The organism is Candidatus Eremiobacteraceae bacterium, from assembly GCA_035295225.1.
GTDB lineage: Bacteria > Vulcanimicrobiota > Vulcanimicrobiia > Eremiobacterales > Eremiobacteraceae > JABCYQ01.
In genome coordinates, this window is the sequence record DATGJI010000052.1 from 174,981 (window position 1) to 201,026 (window position 26,046).

Annotated in this window: 23 protein-coding genes; 8 read left to right on the forward strand and 15 right to left on the reverse strand. The window is 62.3% G+C overall.

Annotated elements, in window-relative coordinates:
* Positions 1-8: 8 nt before the first annotated feature.
* Both VKT51_09175 and VKT51_09180 read right to left on the reverse strand, forming a co-directional pair.
* On the reverse strand, positions 9-629 hold the full coding sequence (locus tag VKT51_09175; GenBank protein ID HLJ84327.1) for a TetR/AcrR family transcriptional regulator: 621 nt from the start codon (positions 627-629) through the stop codon (positions 9-11).
* Positions 630-676: 47 nt separating this feature from the next.
* Positions 677-2,233 carry a peptidylprolyl isomerase gene (locus VKT51_09180; GenBank protein HLJ84328.1) on the reverse strand — a complete coding sequence of 519 codons (1,557 nt, stop codon included), beginning with the start codon at positions 2,231-2,233 and terminating at the stop codon, positions 677-679.
* A gap of 113 nt (positions 2,234-2,346) precedes the next feature.
* Between VKT51_09180 and VKT51_09185 the strand changes: the two genes are divergently transcribed.
* The gene (locus VKT51_09185; GenBank protein HLJ84329.1) at positions 2,347-2,619 is read left to right on the forward strand and encodes a hypothetical protein; all 273 of its coding nucleotides are present in this window, start codon (positions 2,347-2,349) and stop codon (positions 2,617-2,619) included.
* 76 nt (positions 2,620-2,695) lie between these two features.
* On the opposite strand, the gene rpoD is transcribed toward VKT51_09185, so the two are convergent.
* The 5 genes from rpoD to ppdK form a co-directional block, all read right to left on the reverse strand.
* On the reverse strand, positions 2,696-3,898 hold the full coding sequence (gene rpoD, locus VKT51_09190) for an RNA polymerase sigma factor RpoD (GenBank protein HLJ84330.1): 1,203 nt from the start codon (positions 3,896-3,898) through the stop codon (positions 2,696-2,698).
* Between the two features lie 57 nt (positions 3,899-3,955).
* Positions 3,956-5,749: a DNA primase gene (gene dnaG / locus VKT51_09195; protein ID HLJ84331.1), complete on the reverse strand. Its 1,794-nt coding sequence runs from the start codon at positions 5,747-5,749 to the stop codon at positions 3,956-3,958.
* A gap of 37 nt (positions 5,750-5,786) precedes the next feature.
* Positions 5,787-6,869, reverse strand: a complete 1,083-nt coding sequence (locus VKT51_09200; protein ID HLJ84332.1) for a deoxyguanosinetriphosphate triphosphohydrolase — start codon at positions 6,867-6,869, stop codon at positions 5,787-5,789.
* A 104-nt stretch (positions 6,870-6,973) separates the two neighbouring features.
* Positions 6,974-8,218 (reverse strand): hypothetical protein, encoded by a 1,245-nt coding sequence (locus tag VKT51_09205; GenBank protein ID HLJ84333.1) that lies wholly within the window; start codon positions 8,216-8,218, stop codon positions 6,974-6,976.
* Between the two features lie 7 nt (positions 8,219-8,225).
* Entirely contained in the window at positions 8,226-11,315 is a 3,090-nt protein-coding gene (gene ppdK / locus VKT51_09210) for a pyruvate, phosphate dikinase (protein HLJ84334.1), read from the reverse strand.
* Positions 11,316-11,570: 255 nt separating this feature from the next.
* Here ppdK and VKT51_09215 point away from each other — a divergent pair, with 255 nt between their 5' ends.
* Entirely contained in the window at positions 11,571-12,311 is a 741-nt protein-coding gene (locus VKT51_09215; GenBank protein ID HLJ84335.1) for a beta-ketoacyl-ACP reductase, read from the forward strand.
* 57 nt (positions 12,312-12,368) lie between these two features.
* Here the strand turns inward: VKT51_09215 and VKT51_09220 are convergent, their stop codons facing one another.
* Positions 12,369-14,237: an aspartyl protease family protein gene (locus VKT51_09220; protein HLJ84336.1), complete on the reverse strand. Its 1,869-nt coding sequence runs from the start codon at positions 14,235-14,237 to the stop codon at positions 12,369-12,371.
* A 158-nt stretch (positions 14,238-14,395) separates the two neighbouring features.
* On the opposite strand from VKT51_09220, the gene VKT51_09225 reads away from it, so the two are divergent.
* The 5 genes from VKT51_09225 to VKT51_09245 all read left to right on the forward strand — a co-directional run bounded on the left by VKT51_09225 (position 14,396) and on the right by VKT51_09245 (position 18,399).
* Positions 14,396-15,163: a 3-oxoacyl-ACP reductase gene (locus VKT51_09225; protein HLJ84337.1), complete on the forward strand. Its 768-nt coding sequence runs from the start codon at positions 14,396-14,398 to the stop codon at positions 15,161-15,163.
* Positions 15,163-17,052, forward strand: coding sequence for an alpha/beta fold hydrolase (locus tag VKT51_09230; GenBank protein HLJ84338.1), 1,890 nt, complete (start codon positions 15,163-15,165; stop codon positions 17,050-17,052). Before VKT51_09225 ends, VKT51_09230 begins: the two co-directional genes overlap by 1 nt.
* Positions 17,049-17,408 carry a helix-turn-helix transcriptional regulator gene (locus VKT51_09235; GenBank protein ID HLJ84339.1) on the forward strand — a complete coding sequence of 120 codons (360 nt, stop codon included), beginning with the start codon at positions 17,049-17,051 and terminating at the stop codon, positions 17,406-17,408. Before VKT51_09230 ends, VKT51_09235 begins: the two co-directional genes overlap by 4 nt.
* A gap of 74 nt (positions 17,409-17,482) precedes the next feature.
* Positions 17,483-17,788, forward strand: coding sequence for a hypothetical protein (locus VKT51_09240; GenBank protein HLJ84340.1), 306 nt, complete (start codon positions 17,483-17,485; stop codon positions 17,786-17,788).
* Between the two features lie 113 nt (positions 17,789-17,901).
* Positions 17,902-18,399 carry a hypothetical protein gene (locus VKT51_09245; GenBank protein ID HLJ84341.1) on the forward strand — a complete coding sequence of 166 codons (498 nt, stop codon included), beginning with the start codon at positions 17,902-17,904 and terminating at the stop codon, positions 18,397-18,399.
* A 2-nt stretch (positions 18,400-18,401) separates the two neighbouring features.
* On the opposite strand, the gene VKT51_09250 is transcribed toward VKT51_09245, so the two are convergent.
* The 7 genes from VKT51_09250 to VKT51_09280 form a co-directional block, all read right to left on the reverse strand.
* Entirely contained in the window at positions 18,402-19,694 is a 1,293-nt protein-coding gene (locus VKT51_09250; GenBank protein ID HLJ84342.1) for a glycine--tRNA ligase, read from the reverse strand.
* A gap of 20 nt (positions 19,695-19,714) precedes the next feature.
* On the reverse strand, positions 19,715-21,007 hold the full coding sequence (locus VKT51_09255) for an ABC transporter permease (protein HLJ84343.1): 1,293 nt from the start codon (positions 21,005-21,007) through the stop codon (positions 19,715-19,717).
* Positions 21,004-21,906, reverse strand: coding sequence for an ATP-binding cassette domain-containing protein (locus VKT51_09260; GenBank protein ID HLJ84344.1), 903 nt, complete (start codon positions 21,904-21,906; stop codon positions 21,004-21,006). The genes VKT51_09255 and VKT51_09260 overlap by 4 nt, the downstream gene beginning before the upstream one ends.
* A 7-nt stretch (positions 21,907-21,913) precedes the next feature.
* Entirely contained in the window at positions 21,914-23,035 is a 1,122-nt protein-coding gene (rlmN, locus tag VKT51_09265) for a 23S rRNA (adenine(2503)-C(2))-methyltransferase RlmN (GenBank protein ID HLJ84345.1), read from the reverse strand.
* Positions 23,032-23,733, reverse strand: coding sequence for a uracil-DNA glycosylase (locus tag VKT51_09270; GenBank protein ID HLJ84346.1), 702 nt, complete (start codon positions 23,731-23,733; stop codon positions 23,032-23,034). The genes rlmN and VKT51_09270 overlap by 4 nt, the downstream gene beginning before the upstream one ends.
* A complete protein-coding gene (locus tag VKT51_09275) occupies positions 23,730-24,629 on the reverse strand; it encodes a glycosyltransferase family 2 protein (GenBank protein ID HLJ84347.1) in 900 nt (299 codons plus the stop codon). The genes VKT51_09270 and VKT51_09275 overlap by 4 nt, the downstream gene beginning before the upstream one ends.
* 517 nt (positions 24,630-25,146) lie before the next feature.
* Positions 25,147-25,629 carry a hypothetical protein gene (locus VKT51_09280; protein ID HLJ84348.1) on the reverse strand — a complete coding sequence of 161 codons (483 nt, stop codon included), beginning with the start codon at positions 25,627-25,629 and terminating at the stop codon, positions 25,147-25,149.
* A 63-nt stretch (positions 25,630-25,692) separates the two neighbouring features.
* Between VKT51_09280 and VKT51_09285 the strand changes: the two genes are divergently transcribed.
* Positions 25,693-26,040 carry a hypothetical protein gene (locus VKT51_09285; GenBank protein ID HLJ84349.1) on the forward strand — a complete coding sequence of 116 codons (348 nt, stop codon included), beginning with the start codon at positions 25,693-25,695 and terminating at the stop codon, positions 26,038-26,040.
* Positions 26,041-26,046: the final 6 nt, after the last annotated feature.

Sequence of the window (26,046 nt, forward strand, 5' to 3'; positions counted from 1 at the left end):
TTGACCGTCTAGCGTTGAGCTGTCGTTCGAGGAGACGGGCTGGGCTGTTGCGGCGCGCCGGCGCGAACGGCGGTCTCAACAGACGGCACGATAGCGTCCATCGCCGCATCGAACGATGCGTTATCGCGATCGACTTTGAAAAGCAAGCACGCGCCGTCGATCTGCATCGACATCGAGCGCGCGATCATGCGGGCGTCGACCGCCGCGCCGCGCTCCAAAGCATATTCGGCCACGCAGCTCTCGAGCCGGTCTAACAGCACCACGTACGCGCGGCGTACGCGATCGCCGAATCGTTCGACGTGGCCGAGCTCGGCGGCGAGATTCGCAAGCGGTTCGCCGCAATTATCGGCGTGGCGCCGGCGCTTGACGTATTCGATGTAGTCGGTCAAGCGAGTCAGCGGCGCTTTTGCGACCGAGAATATCTCGTCCATCGCCGGTCCGTTGAGACCCTTCGCGATCTCGTCGATGATCGCGATCCCAAGGTCGTCTTTGCTGCGGAAGTAGTGGTAGAAATTACCTTTGCCCACGCCGGCGGCGCGCAGCATATCGTCAACGGTCGTGCCGGCGAATCCCTTGCGATAGACGATATCGCCCGCTGCCTCGATGATGTGTTGCCTGCGATTGGCCACGTGCGTCCTATCCGTCGGCGAGAGGAAACAGGTTCAGCGCGAGCCGCTCACTGCGGGTTGTATCCGATCTCATCGTTGCGCAGCCGGCGCTCGACGTCGTCGGTCTGCAGCGTGACCGGCTCGCAACGATAGACCGACACTGCGATATCGGAAAGATTGTCCTGCACGTTCGGATCGTGTTCGCGAATCGCATCTACCACCGCAAGCCCTTTGACCACTCTGCCGAACGTGGAAAACGCAGCGTCCAAGTGCAGTTGCGGCGATTGCGTGAGGTAGTACTGGCTTCCACCCGAATCGAGCAACGGCGTGTTCGTCTTCGAATCGTAGTTCAACCCTAAAGCGATGACACCCGTTAGTTGCTCGAGCGGGTTCAGCTCGGCCGGGATAGTGTAACCTGCGTCACCGTTGCCCGTATTCGTCGGATCGCCGCCCTGGATAACAAAATCTGCGATGACTCTGAAGAACTTCGTGTGATTGTAGAAACCGCGATCCACGAGCGAGACGTAATTGTCGACCTGATAAGGCGCCTGGTCCGGGAACAGCTCCACGACAAACGTGCCCTTCGTGGTCACGAATGCGATTTGCGGATGATCGCCGATCGGCGCGCCGGTCGCGACAGGCTTCGGCAAGAAATTGTCCGAGGCAGGCACCGGTGGCGGCGTGACGTTGACGACCGTCGGATCGCGCAGCGCTTTGAGCGCGTTGCGCACTTCGACGCGCACCCGCCACGAAGGATCGCGAGCGAGGAGCCGCACGGCCGTCACGTTCGCGCGATCTTTGAGTTTTCCGAGACCGTACACGCCGAAGCGGCGCACGAGCTCTTCGCGATCGCCGAGCATACGGCGCATCACCGGCGCTGACGAGCCATAGTAGCCGCGGGCGATGGCCCAGGCGAGACGCCAGCGGACTTCCGGATCAGACTCTCGATTGAACGTGGCGCCTAGGGCATGCGACGCATTCGAGCGCGCGGCGTTGCTCAACGCAGGCGTGGTCGCGGGCAACCCCGCTTCTCCCATGCCGATCGCAGCGCGCCGGCGCACAACGGCATCGCGCGAAGCGAGGGCGATCGTCAGCGGTCCGACCGCGGCGTCGCCCGCGAAGCGCCCGAGCGCGTCGCATGCAAGAGCCGCAACGGCGGGATCTGCATCGCGCGTCGCGTTGATCAGCGGCGTTGTCGACTGACGCGTGCCCAGCAATCCGAGAGAAAAGGCTGCCATTTGGCGGACCACAGAAGGCCGCGCCGGATCGGCGAGGACGGCAACGACCATCGGTATCGCCGCCGGGTTGCGCAGCCGGCCGAGCGCCAGCACCGCGCGTGCCGCGAGCGCCGGATCCTGGGATGCGACGTAGCGAGCAAGCGCCGACGGGTTTGTCTTCCGGTTGCGCTCGAGCGGGCCGATGATACCATCCGGCGTGTTCGCGCCGGCGGTTGCCGGCGGCGGTGTGAGCTTCGGCGTCGGTATGGGTTTCGGCCGCGTCGTGGCGCGCGGTGTTTGGTCAGTCGCCGGAACCGAAATTGGCGAGGGCGTCGGAGCTGCGCCGAGGAGCGCACAAGACGCGAGACAGACAACGAAAATGAACGCGTGTCCTGCAGAGCGTCGCATATGATATTCCGGTACGCCACGCGCTGAGAGGTGGCCTTTGTTCGTTTCGGGCTGCGGCACGAGGGTAATATAGATGATACCAGATGGCAAAAAACAACAAGCCTCAGGGGGGAATGTCGGTCCGCGAGGCGGGGCGCAAGGGCGGCCAGACCGTCAAGGAACGATATGGCTCCGAATTCTACGAGAACATCGGGCGTAAAGGCGGCGAGGCGACTCGCAGCACGCATGGCCACGAGTTTTACGAGAGCATAGGCAAACTCGGGGGCAAAAAGGGCGGCGAGTCAACGCGCGCGCGCTACGGGCCGAAATTCTACGAGACGATCGGTCAGAAGGGCGGCCAAAAGGTCAAGAAGCTGATCGAAGAAGGCAAAAAAGCTTCGAAATAGGCGGATTATGTAGGGCGGACGTTTATCGTCCGCCGGCGGACCGTAAAGGTCCGCCCTACAAAAAACGGATTTTGGGTTATTCCGCCTGCCAGTAATCCTTGAGCGCTTTCCCGCGGCTCGGGTGCCGTAATTTCCGCAGCGCCTTCGCCTCGATCTGACGAATGCGCTCGCGCGTGACCCCGAATTCCTGGCCGACCTCCTCGAGCGTGCGCTGATGTCCGTCTTCTAAACCGAACCGCAGCGTGAGAACTTTACGCTCGCGATCGGTGAGATTCTTGAGCACATCGCCGGTCTTCTGACGCAACAGCGTCATGGACGCAGCGTCGGCCGGTGCGACGGCCTCGGGATCTTCGATGAAGTCTCCGAGATGACTGTCCTCTTCTTCACCGATCGGCGTCTCGAGCGAGATCGGCTCTTGCGCGATCTTGAGCACTTCGCGCACTTTGTCGGACGTGAGATTCATCTCGCGCGCGATCTCTTCGACCGACGGGTCGCGACCGAGTTCTTGAAGCAGCTGGCGCGAGATCTTCACCAATCGGTTGATGGTCTCGACCATGTGCACCGGAATGCGGATCGTGCGCGCTTGATCGGCGAGCGCTCTGGTGATCGCCTGGCGAATCCACCACGTGGCGTAGGTGGAGAACTTGTAGCCCTTCTTATAGTCGAACTTTTCGACCGCGCGGATCAGGCCGAGATTGCCTTCTTGGATGAGGTCCAAGAACTGCATGCCCCGCCCGACATATTTCTTCGCGATGCTCACGACCAGGCGCAAGTTCGCCTCGGTCAAATCGCGCTTCGCCGCATCGCCGGCGTCGACCGTGCGCATGTCGGGGTTGACGCCTCTCGATCGCGCGCGTTCGAGTTCGTCCGTCATGCCCTCGATGGCTTTGGCGAGCTCTTGTTCCTGCGACATGCCGAGGAGCGGCACGCGGCCGATCTCCTTGAGGTACATGCGCACCGGGTCGTCGAGCGACATGCTCGACGAAATCGCGGTAAGGTCGACTTCTTCGGGCTCTTCGGCGCCCTCTTTATCGGTGGTGACGGCATCGGGCATGTCCGTGATCTCGATGCCTTGCGCCATCACGTCTTCGACGAGCTCGTTGCCTTTATCGGGTTCGTCTTCGTCGAATGCCGCCGAAATCGCGGCGATCTCTTCGTACGTGAGTGAGCCCTTGGCTTTGCCGCGCTCCATCAGCGCTTTCACGGCGGCGTCGCGAGTTGTGGATGCGGGAGCGCCTGCGCCGTTTTGTGCCGACGGTGCGTCGGTAATCGGTGTCACCTTGGAAATCTTCGTTGGATCCGCGGCCGTCTTCGGCCGTTTTGTGGTGGCCACGCGCTAGCTCACCCCCTTCCCCACTGCGTCAAGCCCGAACAAGCGCACCGCGAGCGCATTGTATTCATCGCGCAAAGCGCTGGGCACCGCACGTCCTTCGGTCAGAAGCACATTCATTTCTGCATCAACGCTCGAAAGCCTCCGCTCCGCGCGTCTGCGGTCGAAGCGTTCCAGTACTCGCGCGAGGCGCCGCTCATCTTCCTCGACGCTCATCGTGGGCGCCGAAAGCGCGAGTTTTGCGAATTCTCCACTCCCTTCGTTTTCGGACAAAACGCTCACCGGATTGAGACCGCGCTCCACTTCATCGCGGTGCGCGAGCAGCTGCTCGAAAACTTCCCGGAAGCGATCATCCTCGAGATCGTCCGGCGTCACACGCGCCGCGACGACGCCCAAAAATACTGGTCGGCTCAGCACGATCTGCAATAGGTCGCGTTCGATCGACGGCGGTTCGGGTCGCGTTGTATGCGGCGCGCGCACGATCGGCGCATCGGCGTCGCGACGCGCGCCCGTGACCGCCGCGCTTGCCGCCGGCGTGTACTTCGCACGCCGCAGCGCGCCCTCATCAATGTCCAAACGGCGCGCCATGGCCTTGACGTACTGATCGCGTTCGATCGGATCGCGCACGTGCGCGATCACGGCGAGCGCTTCGCGCGCGATCTCGCCTTTGTTCGCAAAGCGCGCCGCGATGCGCCGGCACGTGATGTCGATCTTGAAATCGACCCATGGCGTGGACGCATCGAGCAACGCTTGAATCGCTTCGCGTCCGCCGCCGAGCACGACTTCATCCGGATCCGTGCCGGCCGGCAGCGTCACGACGCGCACCGCAAGACCTTCTTCGACGAGCATATCGATGCTGCGCGCGGTCGCGGCCTGGCCTGCGGTATCACCGTCGAAGCAGAGATAAAGATTGCTTGCCACGCGGCGCAGCTCGCGCGCCTGTTCCGGCGTGAACGCCGTGCCCAAGCTCGCGACCGCGTTTGCAAAACCCGCTTGATGCAAGGCGATCGCATCGAGGTAGCCCTCCACCACGATCAGCGCACCGTCTGCCGACGCGGCGCGGCGCGCCACGTTGAGCGCGTAGACGTGTTTGCCTTTCGCATACGCGGAGGTGCTCGGCGTGTTGAGGTACTTGGGCTGTTCGTCGTCGAGCGCTCGCCCGCCGAACGCCATCACCTCGCCGGTGAGATTGTAGATCGGCAGCATGAGGCGGTTGCGGAAGAAATCGTAGTAGCCGTCGCCGCGCTCGCGCTGCCTGACGAGACCTGCCGCATGCGCCACAGGCGGCTCGATGCTGCTCTTCGCGAGCGATTTGCCCAGCTCGTCCCAGGCATCGGGCGCATAGCCGATTCCGAAGGCGCGAGCCGTCGCGTCGTCTATGCCGCGTTTTTTGAGATACGCTTGCGCCGAGCTATTGCGCCGCAGACTTGTCTCAAAGAAACGCTGCGCCGCTGCGTTGGCTTCGTAGATCGCTTCGCGCTCGCTGCGCCTGCGCGCCGCTCCGGGCGTTTCTTCAAGGCTGATACCGGCACGCTGCGCGAGCATGCGCACGGCGGTGGGGAAGTCGACGTTCTCGTAGCGCTGGACGAACTTGATGAGGTCGCCGCCGGCGTCGCAGCCGTAGCAGTGCCATAGCTGTTTGTCCGCGTTGAGCGAAAACGATGGCGTCTTCTCGGCATGGAACGGACAGAGTCCGAGATATTCGCGGCCGCGTTTCTTCAGCGTCACATACTGGCTGACATAAGCGAGCAGATCGACTTTCGCTTGGATCTGGGAAACGACGCCGGCATCGAATGGCATCTGTGCTACGCCGGGACCGCAAGCATACGCGGCGCCATCACACGTCCCACTCTTTCGGCAACAGCGATTCCAGCGGATCCACGAAGAGTTCTTTGAATTTCTTGATCGCGTAGCGATCGGTGAAGCCTGCGACGTAGTCGCAGACGCGCCGGACGAGCGTGTCGCCACGCGACAGACCTTCGGCGAATTCCGGCGGCATCTCGCTCGGGTGTTCCATATAATAGGAGAACAGCCGCTTGACGATGTTCTGCGCCTTCGGTTCTTCGGTCTTGGCTTCGGCGTTGAGATAGACGCGCTCGTACATATACTCTTTGATCGTCTCGACCGCGTCGAGTACCCGATCGCTAAGTTTGATCTGGTTCTTGCCGCGGCAAGCGGCGATCATATCTTCGACGACCGTCTGGACGCGGATGCTGCCGCGTGACCCGAGCACCGCGAGCGCCGAGCGCGGCAGGTCGTCCTGCGCGATCAAGCCCGCGCGAATCGCATCGTCGATGTCGTGATTGATGTAGGCGAGCCGGTCCGCATAACGCACGATCTGACCTTCGAGCGTGAACGGCAGGTCGGCCCATCCGGCAAGCGCGCCCTTGTTCTTACTATGCTTAGCGATGCCGTCGAGCACTTCTTCGGTGAGGTTCAAGCCCTCCGCGTCGTGCCGGCGCTCGAGGTACATGACCACGCGCAAGCTCTGCTGGGAATGGATGAACTTGAATTCCGGATCGTATTGCGAGCCGATTTCCGTGAGCGCGGATTCGCCCGCATGTCCGAACGGCGAATGCCCGAGATCGTGGCCGAGCGCGATGGCCTCGGCGAGATCCTCGTTGAGCATGAGCCCTCGCGCGATGGAGCGCGAAAGCTGCATGACCTCGATAGAATGCGTGAGACGCGTGCGGTAGTGGTCACCGAGCGGCGAAAGAAAGACTTGCGTCTTGTGCATCAGCCTGCGGAACGCTTTGCTGTGGATGATGCGGTCGCGGTCACGCTGGAAGCACGTGCGGATGGGATCTTCCGGCTCGGGCATCTGCCGGCCGCGCGAATTGCTAGCTAAAGCCGCGTGGGGCGAAAGCGTTGCGGCTTCGCGGGCCTCGAGTTCTTCGCGGATCGAAAGGGTCTTGGTCATGGCTCCAGTCGGTTCACACTTCCCTACCGGTCAGATTCCGGGCGCGTCGGATGCGGACCCTCTCTCACGCGGGGTGAAGCGCTCGGCGCGTCGGCGACGTGGATTCAATTCGAACCCATGATGAGGTTGACGACGATGAGGCTCTTGGCGCGAATATCGAGCCAATCGCCCGACTTGGCCGAAGCAAGCGCGAGGCGTGCGTTCGCAAGTCCCGGCACTGCCGCATCGAGGTTCGATAGGGATCCTATTTGTGTCCTGATAGTCGAGTCGTCGCTGAGATTTCTAAGCGACGTTGCATTTTCAAAGGCCAACGCAGCGTATTCGCCGAGGCGCTCCCGGTTCAGCCGGGCACCGTTCATCGTCACGCCCTTGAGGCCGCTATAGAAGGCCTTGATGCGCGAGTCGGACCCGTAGTCTTCTGCATGAACCGGAATGGCGAACTGTGCCCGCGCGGAAGCTAGCGCGGTCCGCGATGCTGCATCTGTCGTGCTGGACGCGAAAGAATCGAAAAACTCGTCGATGAACGACTGCGATTCGCGCTGTCCGAGGAGCGACGGTGAGTCGAGCATTTGAGCGGCCGTCACGAGAGCAATCCCGCGCCGACCATCTGCGATGTCGCCCGTTCCGTATGCCACAGCTGGAAATGCAGGTTCGGGGAATACGTCCGCAAGCGCCTTCGAGACGGCAGCTTGATACGACTCGAGTTCGGTCTCGCTTAGACTTGGTGCTTTGGATGCCCCGGGCGACGGCGACGCAAGTATCTGCGAGAGCGGTTGAGGTTGTGATGCGGACCCGACCGCAGCGCTTCCCGGCGGCATGATCGAAGCGAAGCGGCCGGACCACGACATGTGCCCTGCAAGCCACGACGGATGGATGGATTGAAACATGGTGGCCATGAAGTCGGCCCGCGCGGCGTCGGTGTCGACCGATGCCATCCCGGCCTCTACGATCCACCATTGTTCGGGGTTCGGCGGCGACTTCGTCATATACGGCTCGAAGAATGCGCCGCCGCCCAGATCGCCATTGACAACGCCGTTATCGCCGCGGTCGATGAAAGGCCTCAGGGTTTCTAGCTCCGCTGCTAGGTGCGAAAAATTCTTGGCGTCGGGTCCGGTAGCCAACAGCGTCTCGGAGGCTGTGAGATCAGCTAGCGAGCGATCGCGCAGCAGCGCGATTGAGAATATCTGAGGGTGAGCGAGCGCGAGCATGATCCGCTCCACCGAACGGCCTTGCTCGAAAAGCGCCCTTTCTGATTCTGTAGGGACTATCGGCGATGCAGTCGCTTGCGGAACGCCGGGAGAGGACGCGCCGGCCGCCAGCGAGACGGCGGCCGCGAGCGCGACGAACATCACCGCGTCAGTCCTGATCCTTCTTCTTCGGAGATTTGTCGGCTGCGGCGCGTTCGCGAAGTACCGCTTGCGCGGCCGCCATTCGCGCGACGGGCACGCGGAACGGCGAACAGGAGACGTAGTCCAGCCCGAGCTCGTGGCAGAACGTGACCGACGTTGGATCGCCGCCGTGTTCGCCGCAGATCCCGAGTTTGATGTCCGGCCGCGTGGATCTGCCGCGCTCCATCGCCATGCGCATCATCTCGCCAACGCCGTCGCGGTCGATGACCTGGAACGGATCTTCCCGCAAGATCTTCTTCTCAAGATACGCGGGGATGAACGTGCTTTCGGCGTCGTCACGGGAGTAGCCGAACACGGTCTGCGTCAGATCGTTCGTGCCGAACGAGAAGAATTCGGCGTGATCCGCGATGCGGTGCGCCACCAAGCATGCGCGGGGCAGCTCGATCATCGTGCCGACTTGATAGCTGAGCTTCACGCCGGCCTCTTTGATGATGCGCTCGGCTTCCTTGACGACAAGCCCTTTGACCGCGATCATTTCGGTGACGGTTCCCACGCCGGGAATCATGATGAACGGACGCGCGTCCACCTTCTCCTTGCGCAGCTCGACTGCGGCTTCGACGATCGCACGCACTTGCATCTGATAGATCTCGGGATAGACGATGCCGAGCCGGCAGACGCGCAAGCCCAGCATGGGATTGCTCTCGTGCAGCGCGCGCACGCGGCGCAGTATCTTGTCCTTTTTCGCGAGCAATGTCGCGTCGGACTTCGTCAGCCGCAGCTCGGTGGTCTCGACGAGCAGATCTTCGAGCGACGGCAAAAACTCGTGCAGCGGCGGGTCAAGCAGACGGATCGTGACCGGCAGGCCCTTCATCGCCTTGAGGATGCCTTTGAAGTCCTCGCGCTGCATCGGCAGCAGCTGCTCGAGGCATTTACGGCGCGAATCCGGCGTCTCCGCCATGATCATCTCTTGCACGACGGGCAACCGCTCTTGCTGCATGAACATGTGCTCGGTGCGGCAGAGCCCGATGCCTTCGGCGCCGAAATCGCGCGCCTTTTGTGCGTCTTCGGGCGTGTCGGCGTTCGCCCACACACCGAGCCGCTTGTATTCATCGGCCCAGGTCAAGATATGCTGGAACTGCGGCGAGATCCGCGCGGCCTGCATCGGCATCTCTTCGAGATACACGTAACCGGTCGTTCCGTCGATCGTGATCGGATCGCCGGCCTTCACGACCGTGTTCGTGCCTTTGATCGTGAACTGGCGCGCGCGCAAGTCGATGAGGATGGCCTCGCAGCCCACCACCGCCGGCTTGCCCATCCCGCGTGCCACAACGGCGGCGTGCGAAGTCGCCCCGCCCTGCGATGTCAGTATGCCCTCGGCCGCGATCATGCCGTGCACATCGTCCGGCGTCGTCATGGGCCGCACGAGCACGCAGCGTTTGTTCTGGCGCTTGAGTTCAACCGCTTCATCAGGCTCGAAGGCGACCACGCCGGTCGCAGCACCGGGTGCGGCGTTCAGTCCGCGAGTGGCCGGTTTGACTTTGACCTTGTCGTCGAGTTGTGCGTGCAGCAGCGCCTGGATGGATCCGGGGTCGATCCGCATCACCGCCTCGTCGCGCGTGATGTGATGTTCCTTGACCATGTCGGCGGCGATTTGGATCGCGGCGGCGGCGCTGCGCTTGCCCGAGCGGCACTGCAAAATATAGAGCTTGCCGCGCTCGACCGTGAACTCGATGTCCTGCATGTCGTGGTAGTGCTTCTCAAGCGTCGCCGCGATCTCGAGGAACTGCTTGAACAGTTTCGGACTGCGCTTGTCGAGCTCGGCGATGCTGAACGGCGTGCGGCTGCCGGAGACGACATCTTCGCCTTGTGCGTTCGGCAAGAATTCGCCGTAGAGTTTTTTCTCGCCGGTGGACGGGTTGCGCGTGAATGCCACGCCGGTACCCGAATCTTCGCCCATGTTGCCGAAGACCATGGTCACGACGTTGACTGCCGTGCCCCACCAGTCGGGAATGCGCTCGTGTTTGCGATACTCTTGCGCGCGCTTTGAGTTCCACGAATTGAACACGGCGTCCACCGCCATGCGCAGCTGCGAATAGACGTCTTCGGGGAAATCTTTCTTCGTATAGTGGCGGACCAGCGCTTTGAACTCGCTCGTCATATTGCGGAACGCGAGCGCAGTGAGGTCGGACTCGGACGGGATGCGCGCTTTGGCAACGTAGCGTTCGATGACCTCATCGAATGGATCGCGCTTCATCCCCAACACGACGGTCGCGAACATCTGGACGAATCGCCGATAGGCGTCCCAGGCGAACTTATCGTTTTTCGTCAGCACGACGAGCGCGTTGCACGTACGGTTGTTGAGCCCGAGATTGAGGACGGTGTCCATCATGCCGGGCATGCTGACGCGCGCGCCCGAGCGCACTGAGACGAGCAGCGGGTTCGTCTCGCCGCCGAACTCCTTCCCGGTCTTGCGCTCGAGCTCGGCGATGCGCCGGTGGATCTCTTCTTCTAATCCAGGCGGGAACTGGCGGCCGAGCTCGACGTAGCGGCGGCAGACTTCGGTCGTGATCGTGAAGCCCGGCGGAACGGGCAACCCGATGCGTGTCATCTCGCCGAGACCCGCACCTTTGCCGCCGAGAAGGTCGCGCATGTCCGCGCCGCCATCCTCGAACGCGTACGTCATCTTGCCCAGATGGAGTTTGCTCGGAGGATCGAGCTTCTTCGGCGTCTTCACGCGCTGCGTCGGCAACTTCGGCATCGGCCGCCGGTCGATATGGCCGAGCGGCGGGATCAAGACTTCAACGGGAGCAGCCGGAACGGTCTCCGTGACTTCCGCCATGACGAGTCCAAGCGCTTCGCCGGCCTTGATCGTCTTAGCGGCCGCGCTCAGCTTCTGGCCTTTGGCCGGAGCAGCGGGCTTGCCGTTCTTCGCCGAGCTTGCTACTTTGACTGGCTTCGCCGGCGCGACTGCCTTAACGGACTTGACGGATTTTGCGGATTTCGCCGGCTTCGCGGCCTTTGCCGATATCGCGGCTTTGGCGGCCGGCTTCTTCGATGTGACGGCCTTGGTCTTGCTGACGGACTTGCCAGTCTTCAAAAGGAGATTCCTCAGGGCGAGGTGCTTGCCAATAAAAGGGCCGCACCGCCTCTTGTCGGGCGGGCGACGGCCGTTTGGGCGCAGGCATCCACCTAAGACGATTCGTGTCCCGCAGAAATAACCTTTCTCGACAGACGCGCTCGCGAGAAATTTCGTGTCACGCGATTCGACGTATACGACACAGACGCGCGAGCCGAGGATGCGTTGAACCGCGGTGGAATACGGCGGCTCTGCTTCACAGTCAGGGAGGCTTGCATGTTCAAGGATCGCGTCGCCATCGTCACGGGCGGTACGCGCGGCATCGGAGCCGCGATCACGACGATGTTGGCTCGCGAAGGCGCACACGTCGCTGCCGGCTACGCAAAAGATAAGACCGGCGCGGAAGCGCTGCAGAAGTCGCTGACGGCGGCGGGTCACTCGGTTTCGATCCACCAGGGCAACGTCGGCGTCCCCGAGGACTGCAAGCGCGTCGTGGAAGAGGTCTTGGGCGAACGCGGCCACGTCGATTTTCTCGTCAACAACGCGGGCATCACCGTGGACAAGACGGTGCGCAAGATGACCATCGACGACTGGCACGCGGTGCTGCGCGCTAATCTGTCGGGCGCGTTTTACATGACCAAGCAGCTGCTCGAGCACATGATCGAGCGCAACTACGGGCGCATCGTCAACATCAGCTCGGTGATCGGCGAGACCGGTAACGTGGGGCAAGCGAACTACGCCGCCTCGAAATCCGGCCTGTTCGGCTTCTCGAAGAGTCTCGCGCTCGAGATGGCGCGCCGCGGCATCACCGTCAACTGCGTCGCTCCCGGGTTCATCGAAACAGAGATGGTCGGCGCGATTCCCAAAGCCGCGCTCGATGTGGTCGTGGAGAAGATACCGATGCGCCGGCTTGGCAAGCCGGACGAAGTGGCGCGCGTCGTCCGCTTCCTGCTAGAGGAAGAATCCGCATACATAACCGGCGCTGTTTATACGGTCAACGGCGGCCTGGATATGTGAAGGGGCCGACGCCGGCGCATTTTAGAAGGGGCCGACGACAGTCGGCCCCTTCTTCTACTACACGTAGTCGCGCAGCGTAAGCGTGGCTGTCCGTTGCGTTCCGTCCTTCGCCGTCAGTCCGAGATGGATCACGGTCCCGGCCGGTTTCGTGAAGATCGCACGCACGGCTTCAAGCGTCATCGAGCCGATCGGCGAACCGTCGATCGTCGTGATGACGTCGCCTCGCCCGATCCCGGCGTCTGCCGCCGGCGTGCCGGGCCTCGCGTTCGCGACGATGATTTTTCCGCTCTGCGTCACCAAGAAGAGGCCGCTCCGTTCGTATTGATCCGGATCGTTGAACGCTGCGTTGGGAACCAGCGTCATCGTCTGTTTGTCGTAGTCGAACGTGACATCGAAGCGGCGCAAGAGATTCCCGCCGAGATTCGCCGCCATGAACGGCGCGGCAAACGCTCCTTGCGTCTGGGCCGTGTAGTCGGCGATGAGGTTGCTCAATTGCAGGTCGGCGATGCCGATGCTGTGCAGTCGCCCCAATTTTCCGAGCGACGGACCGCCGACCCCGAAGCCGTTGATGCCGACAGCGGTCTGCGCCTGCGGCACGACCTCGGGATGGTCGGCGACGAATGGGCCGAAGAGCGTGAGTGAATCACGCGCGCCGGTATCGATCGCGCATTCTGACGGGATGGCATCGATCGTGCACGCGATTTGCGGCTGAGTCCCCGCGAAGACGAAGGGGATGACGTGCGCGTCCGCGGGTGCCGCCCCGCTTCCGGGCAAAGTCAGCACGACCTGATTCTCGCCGTAGTTGAAGCTCGTGATATAGCGAGCGAGCACTTCCCAGCCGATGAGTCCGTCAACGGTCATGCCGGTCGAAACGCCGAATCCGGCGCGGACGGGGACCACTGCGAACAGCTGATGGCGCAGATCAGCGTCGCCGACCTGCAGCGTATCCACGTCCGCAAAGCTGAACGACTCGGTCGCGGCTCCCACTCCAGTTCCTTGCAAGTTGCCTTTCCCGAGCGCGCCGATCTCTTGCGCGACTTGCGGGTCGATGATATTCGCGCCGCCGGTATCGAAGATAAACAAGTACGGCCCTTTGCCGTTGAGCATCACGTGGAGATACACGTGGTTCTCATGCAGCGTGAACGGCACGGTGGTCGACGTCGCGCCATTTGCCATCGAAAAATCATGCGCCGCGGACGCGGGCCGCTGAAGCTGCTGGTCGGCGCCCGGCGGATCCATCACGACGCGCGTGACTTTGCTGTCCGATGAATTTCCATCGCTGGTCTCGGTGTGGACAGCGAAGGGAAACATCGCGCCGCCGACGCGGCGATAGTCGGAAAGCGTCGTCGTGCTGATTTGTGGGCCGTTGACGACGATCTCGCGACTGAGCATGTGCGTGGTGTGATCGAACCAGAGAGCGATCGGAAGTTTCGACCCCGACGGAACGACGGACAAGACGTCGTACGTGCGTCCTTTGTCGGATTGCGTTCCCGCGGACGTGACCGATGCGCCTGCCGCATCCGGCCGCCACAACGCCCCGCACGCCGCATACGCCGTGTCGATCTCGGTCGACCGGCCTGCGTCGCTTCCGTCGTTCCAGACGAGACCCGAGCGATCGCGGCTCCAAACGACGTTGCCGTCGTAACCATCGTCTTGCACCAATGGCAACAGTGAGGCGTGCTCGGCAAAACGAGGCGCCGTCAGATCGAGCCACTGACTACCGGTCCCCGAAAGCCCCACGGCTGAGACGGCCGCGTCGATCCGCATTGTTCGGACGCCGTGTAAAGCCGCGACGCCCATCGCGTCTGCAGATTTTCGTATGACCGCGCTTGCCTGCGCGTTTGGCGCCGCCGAGACACCGACGGAGAAGACGAGGATCAACCCGGGGACCAATAGCGCTCCGGCAGCGACTTTAAAGTTGCTCATATGCATCCTTACCGTTGGCGGTGCAAAACGTTTCATTTGTTCATGCGATTGCGATGTAGGGCGGACCTTTACGGTCCGCCGGCGGGCCCTAAAGGCCCGCCCTACATTTACAAGGATTCCTCTTGACGCGCAAAGCGGTTGCTAGGTAGACTTAGCGCATGACAGATTCAGCGACAACGACACTTTCCGGACGCGTCGCCATCGTGACCGGCGGTGCACGCGGCATCGGCGCGGCCATCGCGCGATCGCTGTTGAATGACGGGGCGGCGGTCTCCATCACCGGCCTGGCCGACGATCGCGATCGAGCGGCCGCATTGTCGAAGAGCCTGCCCGCGGATGCCGCAGGCCGGCTCTCGTTCATTCAGGGCGACGTAGGAGAATACGCGGACTGCGAGCGCACGGCAGCGGAAGTTCTCGCCGCTCGCGGGAGCATCGATATCTTGGTCAACAACGCCGGGATCACGCAAGATAAGACGATACGAAAGATGTCGACCGATCAGTGGCACGCGGTGCTGCGCGTAAACCTCACCGGACCGTTCTTCATGACCAAGGCGGTCTTCGGTCAGATGCTCGAACAAAAGCGCGGGCGCATCGTCAACATGAGTTCGGTCGTCGGCCTCGCGGGCAACTTCGGTCAGGCGAACTACGCCGCCTCGAAGGCCGGTCTGCTCGGCCTCACCAAGACCACCGCGCTTGAGGGCGCCGCCGCGAACGTCACCGCCAACGCGGTGGCGCCTGGATTCGTGGGCACCGACATGGTGGCGGCGATGCCGCCCGCGGCGATCGAAGCCGCGGTCAACGACACGCCGGTGAAGCGGCTCGCCGAGCCGGACGAGATCGCGCGCGTCGTGCGCTTCTTGGTCGACGATCGCTCCGGCTATCTGACCGGAGCAGTCGTGAGCGTCAACGGAGGCTGGTACATGTGATGGGAGCGACCAACCCGACTCCTACGGTGCCGCCGCTCGAAGAGATCGCCTATGGGCTCGACGTCACGGGCGTCGATCCGGCGTCATTGGGTGACGCGTTGCGTGCGGCGATCAACGATGTCATGCTCGATCCCGCGCGACTCTCCATTTGGCTTGGCACGCTTGCGATGTCCGAACAGGCCGTTGCGATGAACGCGCTGCGACGTTTTGCCGGCGAGACGCCGGAGAGCGCTGCCGCGCCGGCCTCCGGCGATCGCCGCTTCGCTGACGACGGCTGGCGGACCAATCCCATGCTTGCGGCTTTGCTTGAGAGTTATCTGCTCCGCTCGCGCGCGCTCGTCCAGCTGGTCGAGGCGTCGCGGCTCCCGGAAGCGACGCGGCGCAAGGCGCGCTTTGCAGCACAGATGATGGTCGACGCTTTGGCGCCGAGCAACGTGCCATGGCTCAATCCTGCGGTCGTGCGCGAAGCGATGACATCCGGCGGCGAAAGCTTGCTGCGCGGCATGGAGAATTTTCTCGAAGACGTGCGCTCCAACAACGGCCGGCCGCGCCAAGTTGACGCTTCCGGTTTCGCCCTCGGCAAGAACATCGCGGCCACACCGGGGCGCGTCGTGTTGCGCAACGAGTTGATCGAATTGCTCGCGTACGAACCGCAGACCCCGCGCGTGCACAGCGAACCGATTCTCTGCAGCCCGCCGTGGATCAACAAGTACTACATCATGGACCTCGCGCCCGGCCGGTCGTACATCGAGTGGGCCGTCACGCACGGGTTCACGGTGTTCGCGATCTCGTATCGCAATCCGGACTCGTCCATGGCGAAGTTCACGATGGACGACTATCTGAAGCTCGGTCTGCTCGCGGCGCTCGATCGCGTGCAGGAGATCACCGGCAGCAAACGCGTCAACATCGCGGCGCTCTGTTTGGGCGGCACGCTCGCCGTGCTGGCGCTTGCCTACCTCCAAGCGAAAGGACAAGCGGATCGCATCGGCTGGACGACCCTCACGAATTCGCTCATCGATTTCGCCGAGCCGGGCGATCTTGGGATTTTCACGGACGAGTCCACGATCTCGCGGCTCGAAAAGCGCATGGACGAGCATGGGTACCTTGAAGCGGACGCGATGGCGGGGACGTTCGACTGGATGCGCGCGAACGATCTCGTCTGGAACTACGTGGTGAGCAACTGGTACATGGGGCGCAAGCCGCCGGCGTTCGACATCCTCGCGTGGAACGGCGACAGCACGCGCATGCCTGCTGCCATGCACTCGCAATACCTGCGCTCGTGCTATCTCCAAAACGCTCTCGTCAAGCCGGGTGCTTTCAAGATCCTCGGGGTGCCGGTGGACTTGAGCAAGATCCGCACGCCGCTCTACGTGCTCGGCGCGGAGACGGACCATATCGCGCCGTGGCACGCTACCTATCGCATGACGCAACTCACGGCCGGCGAAGCGACCTACACGCTCACCTCCAGCGGCCACGTCGCCGGAATCGTCAACCCGCCGGGCAATCCGAAGTCGAAGTATTGGACATCGGGCGTCGTGCCGAAGGGCACGAGCGCGGAGGACTGGCGCGCCCGCGCGTCAGCTACCGCGGGCAGTTGGTGGGAGCATTGGCTCGCTTGGGCTGAGAAACGCTCCGGCGCGCTTGTCGCGCCGCCGAAATTGCCGAACGGCGACGCCGCGCCCGGATTGTACGTGCGCGGAGAGACTGGTCCGCTGTCAGAGCCGACGCGCGCAAAACGCCCAACCACGCTCCGCGCCAACGGCAAGTCTGCGAACGGCAAATCTGCGAACGGCAGGCCCGCGAAACCCGCTTCGCGTGACGCAAAAATCCGCAAGGCGGCCGGCGTCAGTCGGCCTGCGACATCGCGACGGCGGCGCACGAAGCGATGACAGGCAAGAAGAATCCCTGGAACGATCTCGGCGAGTTCATCCGCGCGCAGCGCGAGCTTGCGAATCTCTCGCTACGGCAGTTGGCGGAGATGACGAAAGTCTCGAATCCATACTTGAGCCAGGTTGAGCGCGGTCTCTATAAGCCGTCCGCCGAGGTGCTCAAGAGCATTGCCGGCGCGTTGCAGATCTCGGCCGAGACTATGTACAACCAGGCCGGCCTCCTCGACGACGACGCCGGCACGAAGGGCCACGATGCGGGACGCGTGGAGCAGGCGATTCACGGCGATTCGCGCCTCAGCAAAGACCAGAAGGACACGCTCCTTCGGATCTACCGGGGCTTCATCGAGCGCCCTTGACAGGCACAGCATCTGCTTGGTATACTTAGCACGCATTCAGCAATATGCAAAGTCAACTAAGGAGCACCAAGCAAATGAAGACCTACAACGAGTTCATCAGCAAAGTCCAAGAAGACGTGATCACCGCCGTCAAGCAGGTCCAGGACGCGAGCCTCGCCGGCTTCCAGACCGCGCGCGAGACCACGTCGGATTACATGTCCGGCAAGACCGCGTTCAATTTCGAATCGATGCCGAACCCCACGCAAGTCATCGAGAACGCGTTCGGCTTCACGGCACAGATCCTCGAGCTGCAGAAGGGCTACGCCCTGAAGGTCGCCGAGTCGATCTCGAAAGCCGCCAAGCACGAGACGGTCGACAAGTTCCAGAAGACCGCCAAGTAGTTCCCTTCGAGGATGACGGCCGGCATCACGCCGGCCGTTTTATTTTTGCGCAAAGCGCGGCTTCATTCGATTTCCCCTTCAATATCTAAGCGAAGTCTGGTAACATTCTCATGATGAACTTTAGATCTCTACTCGCTCTTACGACCGCCGCGGCTGCGACGGTCGTATCCTTGAGCGCGCAAGCGGCGCCGCCGCCCGCTCCTCAGCGGGTCGCTATCGCCGCGATTCAGACGGCGACCGTCGGCTCGAAAGTCGATGTCGTCGGATATTTCTCGCATAAATCACCCGAGATCGACGGCGACCTCGAAGTCTACTTGATCGACCACCGAGGCAACTTCGTGGTGGTGGAAGCTCCGGTTCGCTATCGGGCGATGAAATATTTCATCCGCGGCATGCACCTGCACCGCGGCGAACTCGTGGAAGTGACCGGCAACCTCACGATTCAGCACGATAAGCCGACGCATGAATATCGCCATGGCTGGTACGAAGTCAACCCGGTTGAGACGATCGCGCGCTATCATGGTCCGGTGCCGGGCGACCTGCACTACATCCGCGTGGCGCACCACTTCCTCGGCCGAGTGACGGTCTCGTCCGAAGGCGGCATCCGCTAGCCTTAGATCCTTCCCAAGGCGGTTCGTAAATGCGCTTCGAGCATATCGAGGGAGACGCGCACTTGTTCTTTCGTGTCGCGATCGCGCACGGTGGCGTCGTTCCCATCGAGCGAGTCGTAGTCGATCGTCACGCAGAACGGCGTGCCGATCTCGTCTTGCCGGTAGTAGCGCTTTCCGACGTTGCCGGAATCGTCAAACGTCGTGCGCACGTGCGGCCGGAGGCCTTGTTCGACGCGGCGCGCCAAGTCCACGATATCCGGTTTGTTTCGCACGAGCGGAAAGACCGCGACTTTGTACGGTGCTAGGCGCGGGTGCAAGTGGAGCACCGTGCGATCGGTCTCACGCTCGTACGCGTCCAGCATGAAAGCCAAGAGCGCGCGATCCACGCCGAGCGACGGCTCGATGACCGCCGGCAGGTATTTTTCTTTGGATTCCTCGTCGAAATAGGCCAAGTCCTTTCCGCTCGCAGCCACGTGCTGGGTCAGATCAAACGTGCCGCGATGCGCGATGCCTTCGAGTTCGCCCCAGCCGAACGGGAAATCGTACTCGAGATCGGTGGTCGCCTTGCTGTAGTGCGCGAGATCGGCGCCGGAATACGGCGTCTTACGCAAGCGCTCGGGCTGCACGCCGAGCCGCATCCACCACTCGTAGCGCGCTTCGACCCAGTAGTCGTACCATCGCATCGCCTCGTCGGGTGGATCGCTCGGAACGAAGTACTCGAGTTCCATCTGTTCGAATTCGCGCGAGCGAAAGATGAAGTTGCCGGGCGTGATCTCGTTGCGAAATGCTTTGCCGATCTGCGCGATTCCGAACGGCGGCTTCTTGCGCGCGGTCTGATACGCGAGTTTGAAGTCCACGAAGATGCCCTGGGCGGTCTCCGGTCGCAGATATGCTTCGGAGGACGCATCTTCCATTGCGCCTATCGAAGTTTTGAACATCATGTTGAAGGCGCGCGGTTCGGTGAGCGTGGCGTTGCCGCACGACGGGCAGCGCTCCGACGTGAGCTGATCGGCCCGCCAGCGCTTCTTGCACGTCTTGCAGTCCACCATCTGATCGTGGAAATTGTCCAGGTGGCCCGATGCGCGCCAGACGGCCGGTGCCATGAGGATGGCGGTGTCGAGCCCTACGATATCGTCGCGCAGCACGACGATATCGCGCCACCACGCTTCGCGGACGTTGCGTTTCAGCTCCACGCCGAGCGGACCGTAATCCCAAGCGCCGTTGACGCCGCCGTATAACTCACTTGATTGGAAGACGAAACCACGGCGCTTGCAAAGCGCCGTCAGTTCTTCCATCGTCGGTTTCGGCCGTGTTGTCATGCGGGGGCACGCAGCGCGCGCCAGATCTCTTTGACCGAGGGCGGCTTGCCGTACATGAGCACACCGACTCGATAGAGCTTGCCGGCCAGGATCGTCAGGCCCCAAATCGTGAGCAGTGATAGGCCGACGGAGGCTGCGATCTGCCACCACGGCACCGGCACGAGCGCGATGCGCGTGAACATCAACAGCGGACTGATGAGAGGGATCAACGATCCCCACATCACGAATGGCGCGTCCGGATTGCTCAACGCGAAAATGGCGAGCAAGTATGCGGCGATGAACGGCAGCATGAACACGATCGAGTACTGTTGCACTTCCTCGGGTTTCGAGAGCAGCGAACCGATACCGGCGTACAGCGCCGAATACGAATAGAACGCCAAGAAGAAGAACACGATGAGATAACCGAGCGTCGACCACGGGACGTGAGGCAGTCCTTGACTCAACACGCTTGAAACGGCCGCCTGCGACGCCGGCGACGAAGCCATCTGTTGTGCGGCCGGCGCATACATCACGCCCGCGATCACCGACGCGATCGCGGCGCCGATCGCGTTGAGCACCAATTGGACGAGCGCGACGGCGCTGATCCCGAAGATCTTGCCCGCGAGAAGCTGCGACGGCCGCACGGCGCCGATCATGATCTCCATGATGCGATTGGCCTTCTCTTCGATGACGCCCATCGCGACCTGAACGCCGTAGACGAGCACGGCGATATAGAGAATGATGAGCAGCACGTAGACGATGGCGGTCGCGAAGAATTCCTCGCCTTCGCTCTTGAACCGCGTGTTCAGGCTTTTGACCGCGAACGGGAATTTTTCGGCGCGTTGCACTGCGCGTTGGAGCGCACCCGAACCGACGGTCCGCAGCACGACGTCTTGCAGACCGCGCTGTATCGTGTTCCCGTCCTGCAGCGATGCCGCGGATTTTGGATAGTACGTGAAGCCGAGCGCCCCGCGGGCGTCGCGGTATGCCACGAGCACTGCGTCGAATTGATCCTTATCCAACGCCGAACGCGCCGATGGCGGGAGGTCCGGTCCGGCGCTGCGCGTCTGGAGAATCGATATTCGATCGCCGGTCGGGCGGACGGCGACGAGGACTTGGTCTGCGATCTTTGCGTCCGGTCCGACAATACCGAGACGCGTTGCGCTGGATTTGGCGAACGAGCCGAAGACGGCGGGCATGAAAGCGAGGAGCACGATACCGATCATGCCGAGCAGTGTCGCGACGACAAACGACCGCTGCCTGACGCGTTCTATGAATTCGCGCTTGATGAGAATCCAGGTGGTGTTCAAGCGTGCGCCTCTTCCGGTTTCACCGCGTGGAGATAGATGTCGTTGAGCGAGGGCTCGACCACTTCGAAGTGGTCGACTGACCCTGCCGCCATCGCTGCGCGCAGCAATTCGGCCGGACTTGTCGTCGCCGGAATCGTCAGTGCAAGGAAACCGTCATTTGACGGCCGGATTGCCGCATCCGGAAACGCGCGCAGGAATGCGGTGTCCGGCATGGCGGTCATGCGCACGAAGCGCGCGGGCCAACCGGTCTTGATCGCACGAAGGTTGCCGGATAGAACCGCGCGGGCGCGATCGATGATGCAGATATCCTCGCACAGCTCTTCCACTTGCTCCATGCGGTGACTGGAGAGCATCACGGTCGTTCCGCGTGCCACTAGCTCGCGTATCGAAGCCTTCACCACCTCGACGTTGATCGGATCGAAGCCGGAGAACGGCTCGTCGAGCACGAGCAGCGGCGGATCGTGCACGATCGCCGCGATGAACTGCGCCTTCTGTTGATTGCCTTTCGAAAGCTCGGCCGGCGTGGACTGGAGTTTTTCCGTGAGGTTCAGCGACGCCGCCAGTTCCGCGACGCGCTTTGCCGCGGCGTCGTCGTCAACGCCGTGCAGACGCGCGAGGAACATCAATTGGTCGACGACTTTCATCTTGGGGTACAGGCCGCGCTCTTCGGGCAGATAGCCGAACGTGCGGCGCAGATCGCCGTCCACGCGCTTGCCGCCCCAACGCACTTCGCCGCTGTCAGGGACGATGATATCCAGGACCATGCGGATCGTGGTCGTCTTGCCGGCGCCGTTCGGTCCGAGCAAGCCGAAGACGCGGCCGCGCTCGATCGTGAACGAGAGACGGTCGACGGCTTGAACCGTGCGAAAGGCTTTCGAGATGGAGTCGACTTCTAACATGATCTCCTTACCGTGCGCTCGAGGCTGATGTCGAGAGCGTCTCGACGCGCAATTGCCCGCACGCCGCCGCGATGTCGTCGCCCATGGTATGGCGGATAGTGGATGGAACACCCCGCGCGCGTAAGAGCTCTTGAAATCGTCGCATCGCGGCCGGCTGCGATCGCGTGAACGACGCGTCCGTCGCGTTGTAGGGAATCAAGTTCACGTGATGGAGCGGGCCGCCCAACAGGTCGGCCAGTTGTTTCGCATCTTCGATTCGGTCGTTCACGCCGGCGAGCATCAAGTATTCATAGAACACTTTTCTATTGGTCGCGGCGATGTATGACCGGACCGCCTTCATGAGTGTGGCGATCGGCCATTTCTTGTTGATCGGCATGAGTTTCGTGCGCAGATCGTCGTCGGGGGCGTGCAGCGAGATCGCGAGATTTATCTGCACGCCTTCGCGGCTGAAACGGTCGATGCCGGGAACCACGCCCGCAGTCGAAATCGTGATATGGCGCGCGCCGAGGTTGAACCCTTCACCGTGGTTAAGCAGTGCGACCGAATCCATCACCGCATCGTAGTTCAGAAAAGGCTCGCCCATGCCCATGAAGACGAGGTTGGTCAGCGGAAGATTCTCGGCGCGCGCCCGGCGCGCCACGAAAACGGCTTGGTCGAAGATCTCGAGCGCGGACATGTTGCGGAAGAAACCGCCTTGGCCGGTCGCGCAGAAATCGCACTTCAGGGCGCAACCCGCTTGGGACGAGATGCACGCCGTCGTCCGGCCGCCGGTGTGCCGCATGAGGACGGCTTCTATCTGCTTACCGTCCGAAAGTTTGAAGAGAAACTTCGTGGTCTGGCCATCCTTCGACGTGGCCTCACGTTCCAGGGTGACGCTTGAAAGCGACAGCGTCTTCGAAAGCGTCGCCCGTAATTCTGCGGGCAGCACACTTATGCGCTCAAACGATTCGATGAGCTCCTTGGTGGCTGCGCGGTAGATCTGCCCGAGGCGATATCGCGGCAGCGCGTGCGCCTGCGCGAATTCATCCGTCGAAGCGAAGCCTGCCTCTTTGACGCGCGACGACCACCAGATGACCGCGGCATCGCGGGCTGCCGGCGGCGCCGTGGTCTCAAGAGCGGAATGCGTCAATCGACGAGGTCTCCAAATGCTAGCTGTGCAGGCGATCCTTCATCGTCTGTTTTCGTCGCCGGCGACGCGTTCTCCGGCCGCCCCTCATCGGCGATCGCATCATCGAGCTTCGTGCGCACGGCAAGCAAATCGGCATAGACGAGTTTTTTCACCTGGGTCATCTCGCCGCCCGTCAAACGCAAGAGATATGCCGGATGAAACGTGGCCATCAAGTCGGTGCCGGCAGGTCCTGCGTACCAGATACCGCGCTGGCGCGTGATGGAGAAGGCCGCACCCAAGAACGACTTCGCCGCGGGCGCACCGAGCGCAAGGATGACGCGAGGTTTTATGATGGCCAACTCTTCATCGAGGTACTGGCGGCAGTTCGCCAGCTCTTCTTGCATGGGCGCGCGATTGCGCACTTGGCCGCCCTCGACGACGCACGCGCGGCACTTGATCGTGTTGGTGATGAAGACGTCGTCGCGGCGCAGATCGATGGCGGCGAGCATCTTCGTGAGCAGTTCGCCCGCGCGGCCGACGAACGGCTCCCCGATGCGGTCTTCGTTTTCGCCCGGGCCTTCGCCGACGATTACCAGCCGAGCGCGCGGGTCGCCGACACCGCAGACGACTTTCGTGCGCGTCGACCCGATCGCGCAGCGCCTGCAGGCGTCGACGCGGGCGTGAAGCGCGGCAAGCTCCATGGCGCGCTCGTCGGTCACGGCGGTGCAACCGCGCGGCGCACCGCGAGCACGACACCGACGAGAATCGCAAGCGCGACGACGTATCGACCCGCGAGAGCTACGCACAACGAGTAGTACCAAAGGTAACCGTGGCGTTTGATCCAGTAGAGCCTTCTGCTCCGCTGCCGCCAGCCCAAGACGCCGGCTGCACCCCAGGTCTTCTTTGAGCCGCCCTTCTCGCTGCCGTGCACGACGACGCATTGCGGCAGGTAGACCACGCGCAGGCCGGCGTCGCGAAGACGGTGGGCGAAATCGATCTCTTCGTGATAGAGGAAATAGCGTTCGTCGAATCCGCCGAGCCGCTTGAAGACGTCGGCGCGGATGAACATCGCGGCGCCGACGACGAGATCGACGTCGCGCTCCGATGAGTAGTCCCACTGGCGCAGCGCGTAGCCGTTTGCCTGTTTTGCAAAGAGCGGCAGATCGCCGAGCGCCGAGCTCCGCAGAAACGATTGCCACCAGGTGTCGAATTCGCCGCACGATTCGGCGAGCCGGCCATCTTCGTCCAGCAGCTTGCAGCCGGCCATCGCGACGTCGGCATGCGTCTGGAAATATGCGAGGGCGTTCGCGAGCAGGCCGGGCTTCGCGCGCGCGTCCGGATTGAAGAAGAACAGCAGCGGCGCCGTCGCCGCGCGCGCGCCGATGTTGCATGCCTTTGCGAAGCCCAGGTTTGCCTTGTTCTCGATCACGAGAACGCCGGGATATGCCGCCTTGGCGCGCGCCACGGAGTCGTCGGCGGATCCGTTTTCGGAAACGATGACTTCGGCGAGCCTGGGGTCAGCGACAACTTCGGGCAGCGCGCCTATCGACCGCAACGCCAGCTCGAGTTCGTCGGCGGCATTGTAGGATACGATGATGACGGATACGTGCGCCATGGTCTCGCGCCTGTTCTAGAAAAAAGAACGAGCGCCATTTCTGGCGCTCGTTCATGGCGCTTGCGCGCCTGCCGTCAGGATGCTTTCTCTGCCGGCATATGGGGTGCTCCGTCAAGGGAGTTGAGGGCGTCCAGAATCATTGACAACGGAATCCCGTACCCCTCGCTGACCTGTTCGATCGTCTCAAACTCAGAGATCGAACAATTTGCACAGCCTCCCAAGTGGAAGTTCGCGAAGACCGCTCTGGCACCGGGGTGCAGAGCGAATGCTTCGCCGACCGTTAGGTCCTGGTGAAAACGCGGACTGTCTGTACTGACGGCGACCACCCCCCTTTCCCCGTCGTGCTCGCACATTGGTCTATCTCTAGCGAACCGCGGGATTGATACGTGTGGTATTTTCGGGCGGGTGGTGAGGCGAACCTTTTCTTTGCTGTAGGGCGAACCTTATGGTTCGCCTGGCTTCGCTGTAGGGCGAACCTTTATGGTTCGCCTGGCGGACCGCAAGGGTCCGCCCTATCTCACGGTGTCGTCGCAGCCGCTGGCCAGATCGTGCCGTTGACAAAGTGCGACCAGGCGACCGTGCACATCACCGGCTTCTGACCGGTCAGTAGCGGTGAGAGCTGCAAGTCGCCTTCGAACGAACTGAACTTGTGCTGTATCTCAATCCCCGGCGAAAACGTGCCGACGTCGCGGATGAAGAGACTCTGATCGCCGTACTGCACGTGAAAGCGGATGACGTCTGCCGCGACGCTTCCATAGTTCGTGAAATTGATCACGAGCTTGCCGGTCGTTCCGACCAGCACGTTTCCGTTATATGACACGTTACACGACTCGACTTGCACGGGGCTCGCGGGTGTGGCTGCCGGAGCCGGAACGGGGGCTGACATCGCCGGCGCGGGTTGCGCCGTCGCGGCCGGCGGCGCGGGCGCCGGTGAGTCCATGGGCTGCGGCGAGCCGTTAAGAGCGATCAATGCCGCTACGACGAAAGCGATGCCGGTCATATGACCTTAACCTTTCTGGCTACCGAGTGTTTACGCGCTCGAAATTATGGGGATAAAACAGCTATGAAACGTAAATTTTTGCTATTCGTTCTATCGCTAGCAGTGGCGTCCTGGTTGTTGCCGGCCGCGCCGGCCGCTGCCGTGGATAAGATCTGGACCGGTTACGTCGTCCACGTCTCCACGAACAACATCAAGGTGGTCAACACGGAGGCCACGCAGACCCTTAGCTTTCTGATCCTGCCGAAGTTCAACAAGCTGTTCTCGTCGGACGGCAAGACCACGTATCAGATGACGAGCCTGCAGCGGAATATGCTCGTCAAAGTCTACTACGATCAGAATTTGCTCGGGCAGCGGCACGCCGACCAGATCTACATCTTGAACGCGGAAGGCATGGCCCTCCACCGTTCCTGACCGCGG

Coding starts and splice junctions, on each gene's coding strand:
- VKT51_09180 (HLJ84328.1), bottom strand. CDS start 2,233: ATGCGACGCTCTGCAGGACACGCGTTCATTTTCGTTGTCTGTCTCGCG.
- VKT51_09185 (HLJ84329.1), top strand. CDS start 2,347: ATGTCGGTCCGCGAGGCGGGGCGCAAGGGCGGCCAGACCGTCAAGGAA.
- dnaG (HLJ84331.1), bottom strand. CDS start 5,749: ATGCCATTCGATGCCGGCGTCGTTTCCCAGATCCAAGCGAAAGTCGAT.
- VKT51_09200 (HLJ84332.1), bottom strand. CDS start 6,869: ATGACCAAGACCCTTTCGATCCGCGAAGAACTCGAGGCCCGCGAAGCC.
- VKT51_09205 (HLJ84333.1), bottom strand. CDS start 8,218: ATGTTCGTCGCGCTCGCGGCCGCCGTCTCGCTGGCGGCCGGCGCGTCC.
- VKT51_09215 (HLJ84335.1), top strand. CDS start 11,571: ATGTTCAAGGATCGCGTCGCCATCGTCACGGGCGGTACGCGCGGCATC.
- VKT51_09220 (HLJ84336.1), bottom strand. CDS start 14,237: ATGAGCAACTTTAAAGTCGCTGCCGGAGCGCTATTGGTCCCCGGGTTG.
- VKT51_09225 (HLJ84337.1), top strand. CDS start 14,396: ATGACAGATTCAGCGACAACGACACTTTCCGGACGCGTCGCCATCGTG.
- VKT51_09230 (HLJ84338.1), top strand. CDS start 15,163: ATGGGAGCGACCAACCCGACTCCTACGGTGCCGCCGCTCGAAGAGATC.
- VKT51_09235 (HLJ84339.1), top strand. CDS start 17,049: ATGACAGGCAAGAAGAATCCCTGGAACGATCTCGGCGAGTTCATCCGC.
- VKT51_09240 (HLJ84340.1), top strand. CDS start 17,483: ATGAAGACCTACAACGAGTTCATCAGCAAAGTCCAAGAAGACGTGATC.
- VKT51_09245 (HLJ84341.1), top strand. CDS start 17,902: ATGAACTTTAGATCTCTACTCGCTCTTACGACCGCCGCGGCTGCGACG.
- VKT51_09250 (HLJ84342.1), bottom strand. CDS start 19,694: ATGGAAGAACTGACGGCGCTTTGCAAGCGCCGTGGTTTCGTCTTCCAA.
- VKT51_09260 (HLJ84344.1), bottom strand. CDS start 21,906: ATGTTAGAAGTCGACTCCATCTCGAAAGCCTTTCGCACGGTTCAAGCC.
- VKT51_09275 (HLJ84347.1), bottom strand. CDS start 24,629: ATGGCGCACGTATCCGTCATCATCGTATCCTACAATGCCGCCGACGAA.
- VKT51_09280 (HLJ84348.1), bottom strand. CDS start 25,629: ATGACCGGCATCGCTTTCGTCGTAGCGGCATTGATCGCTCTTAACGGC.
- VKT51_09285 (HLJ84349.1), top strand. CDS start 25,693: ATGAAACGTAAATTTTTGCTATTCGTTCTATCGCTAGCAGTGGCGTCC.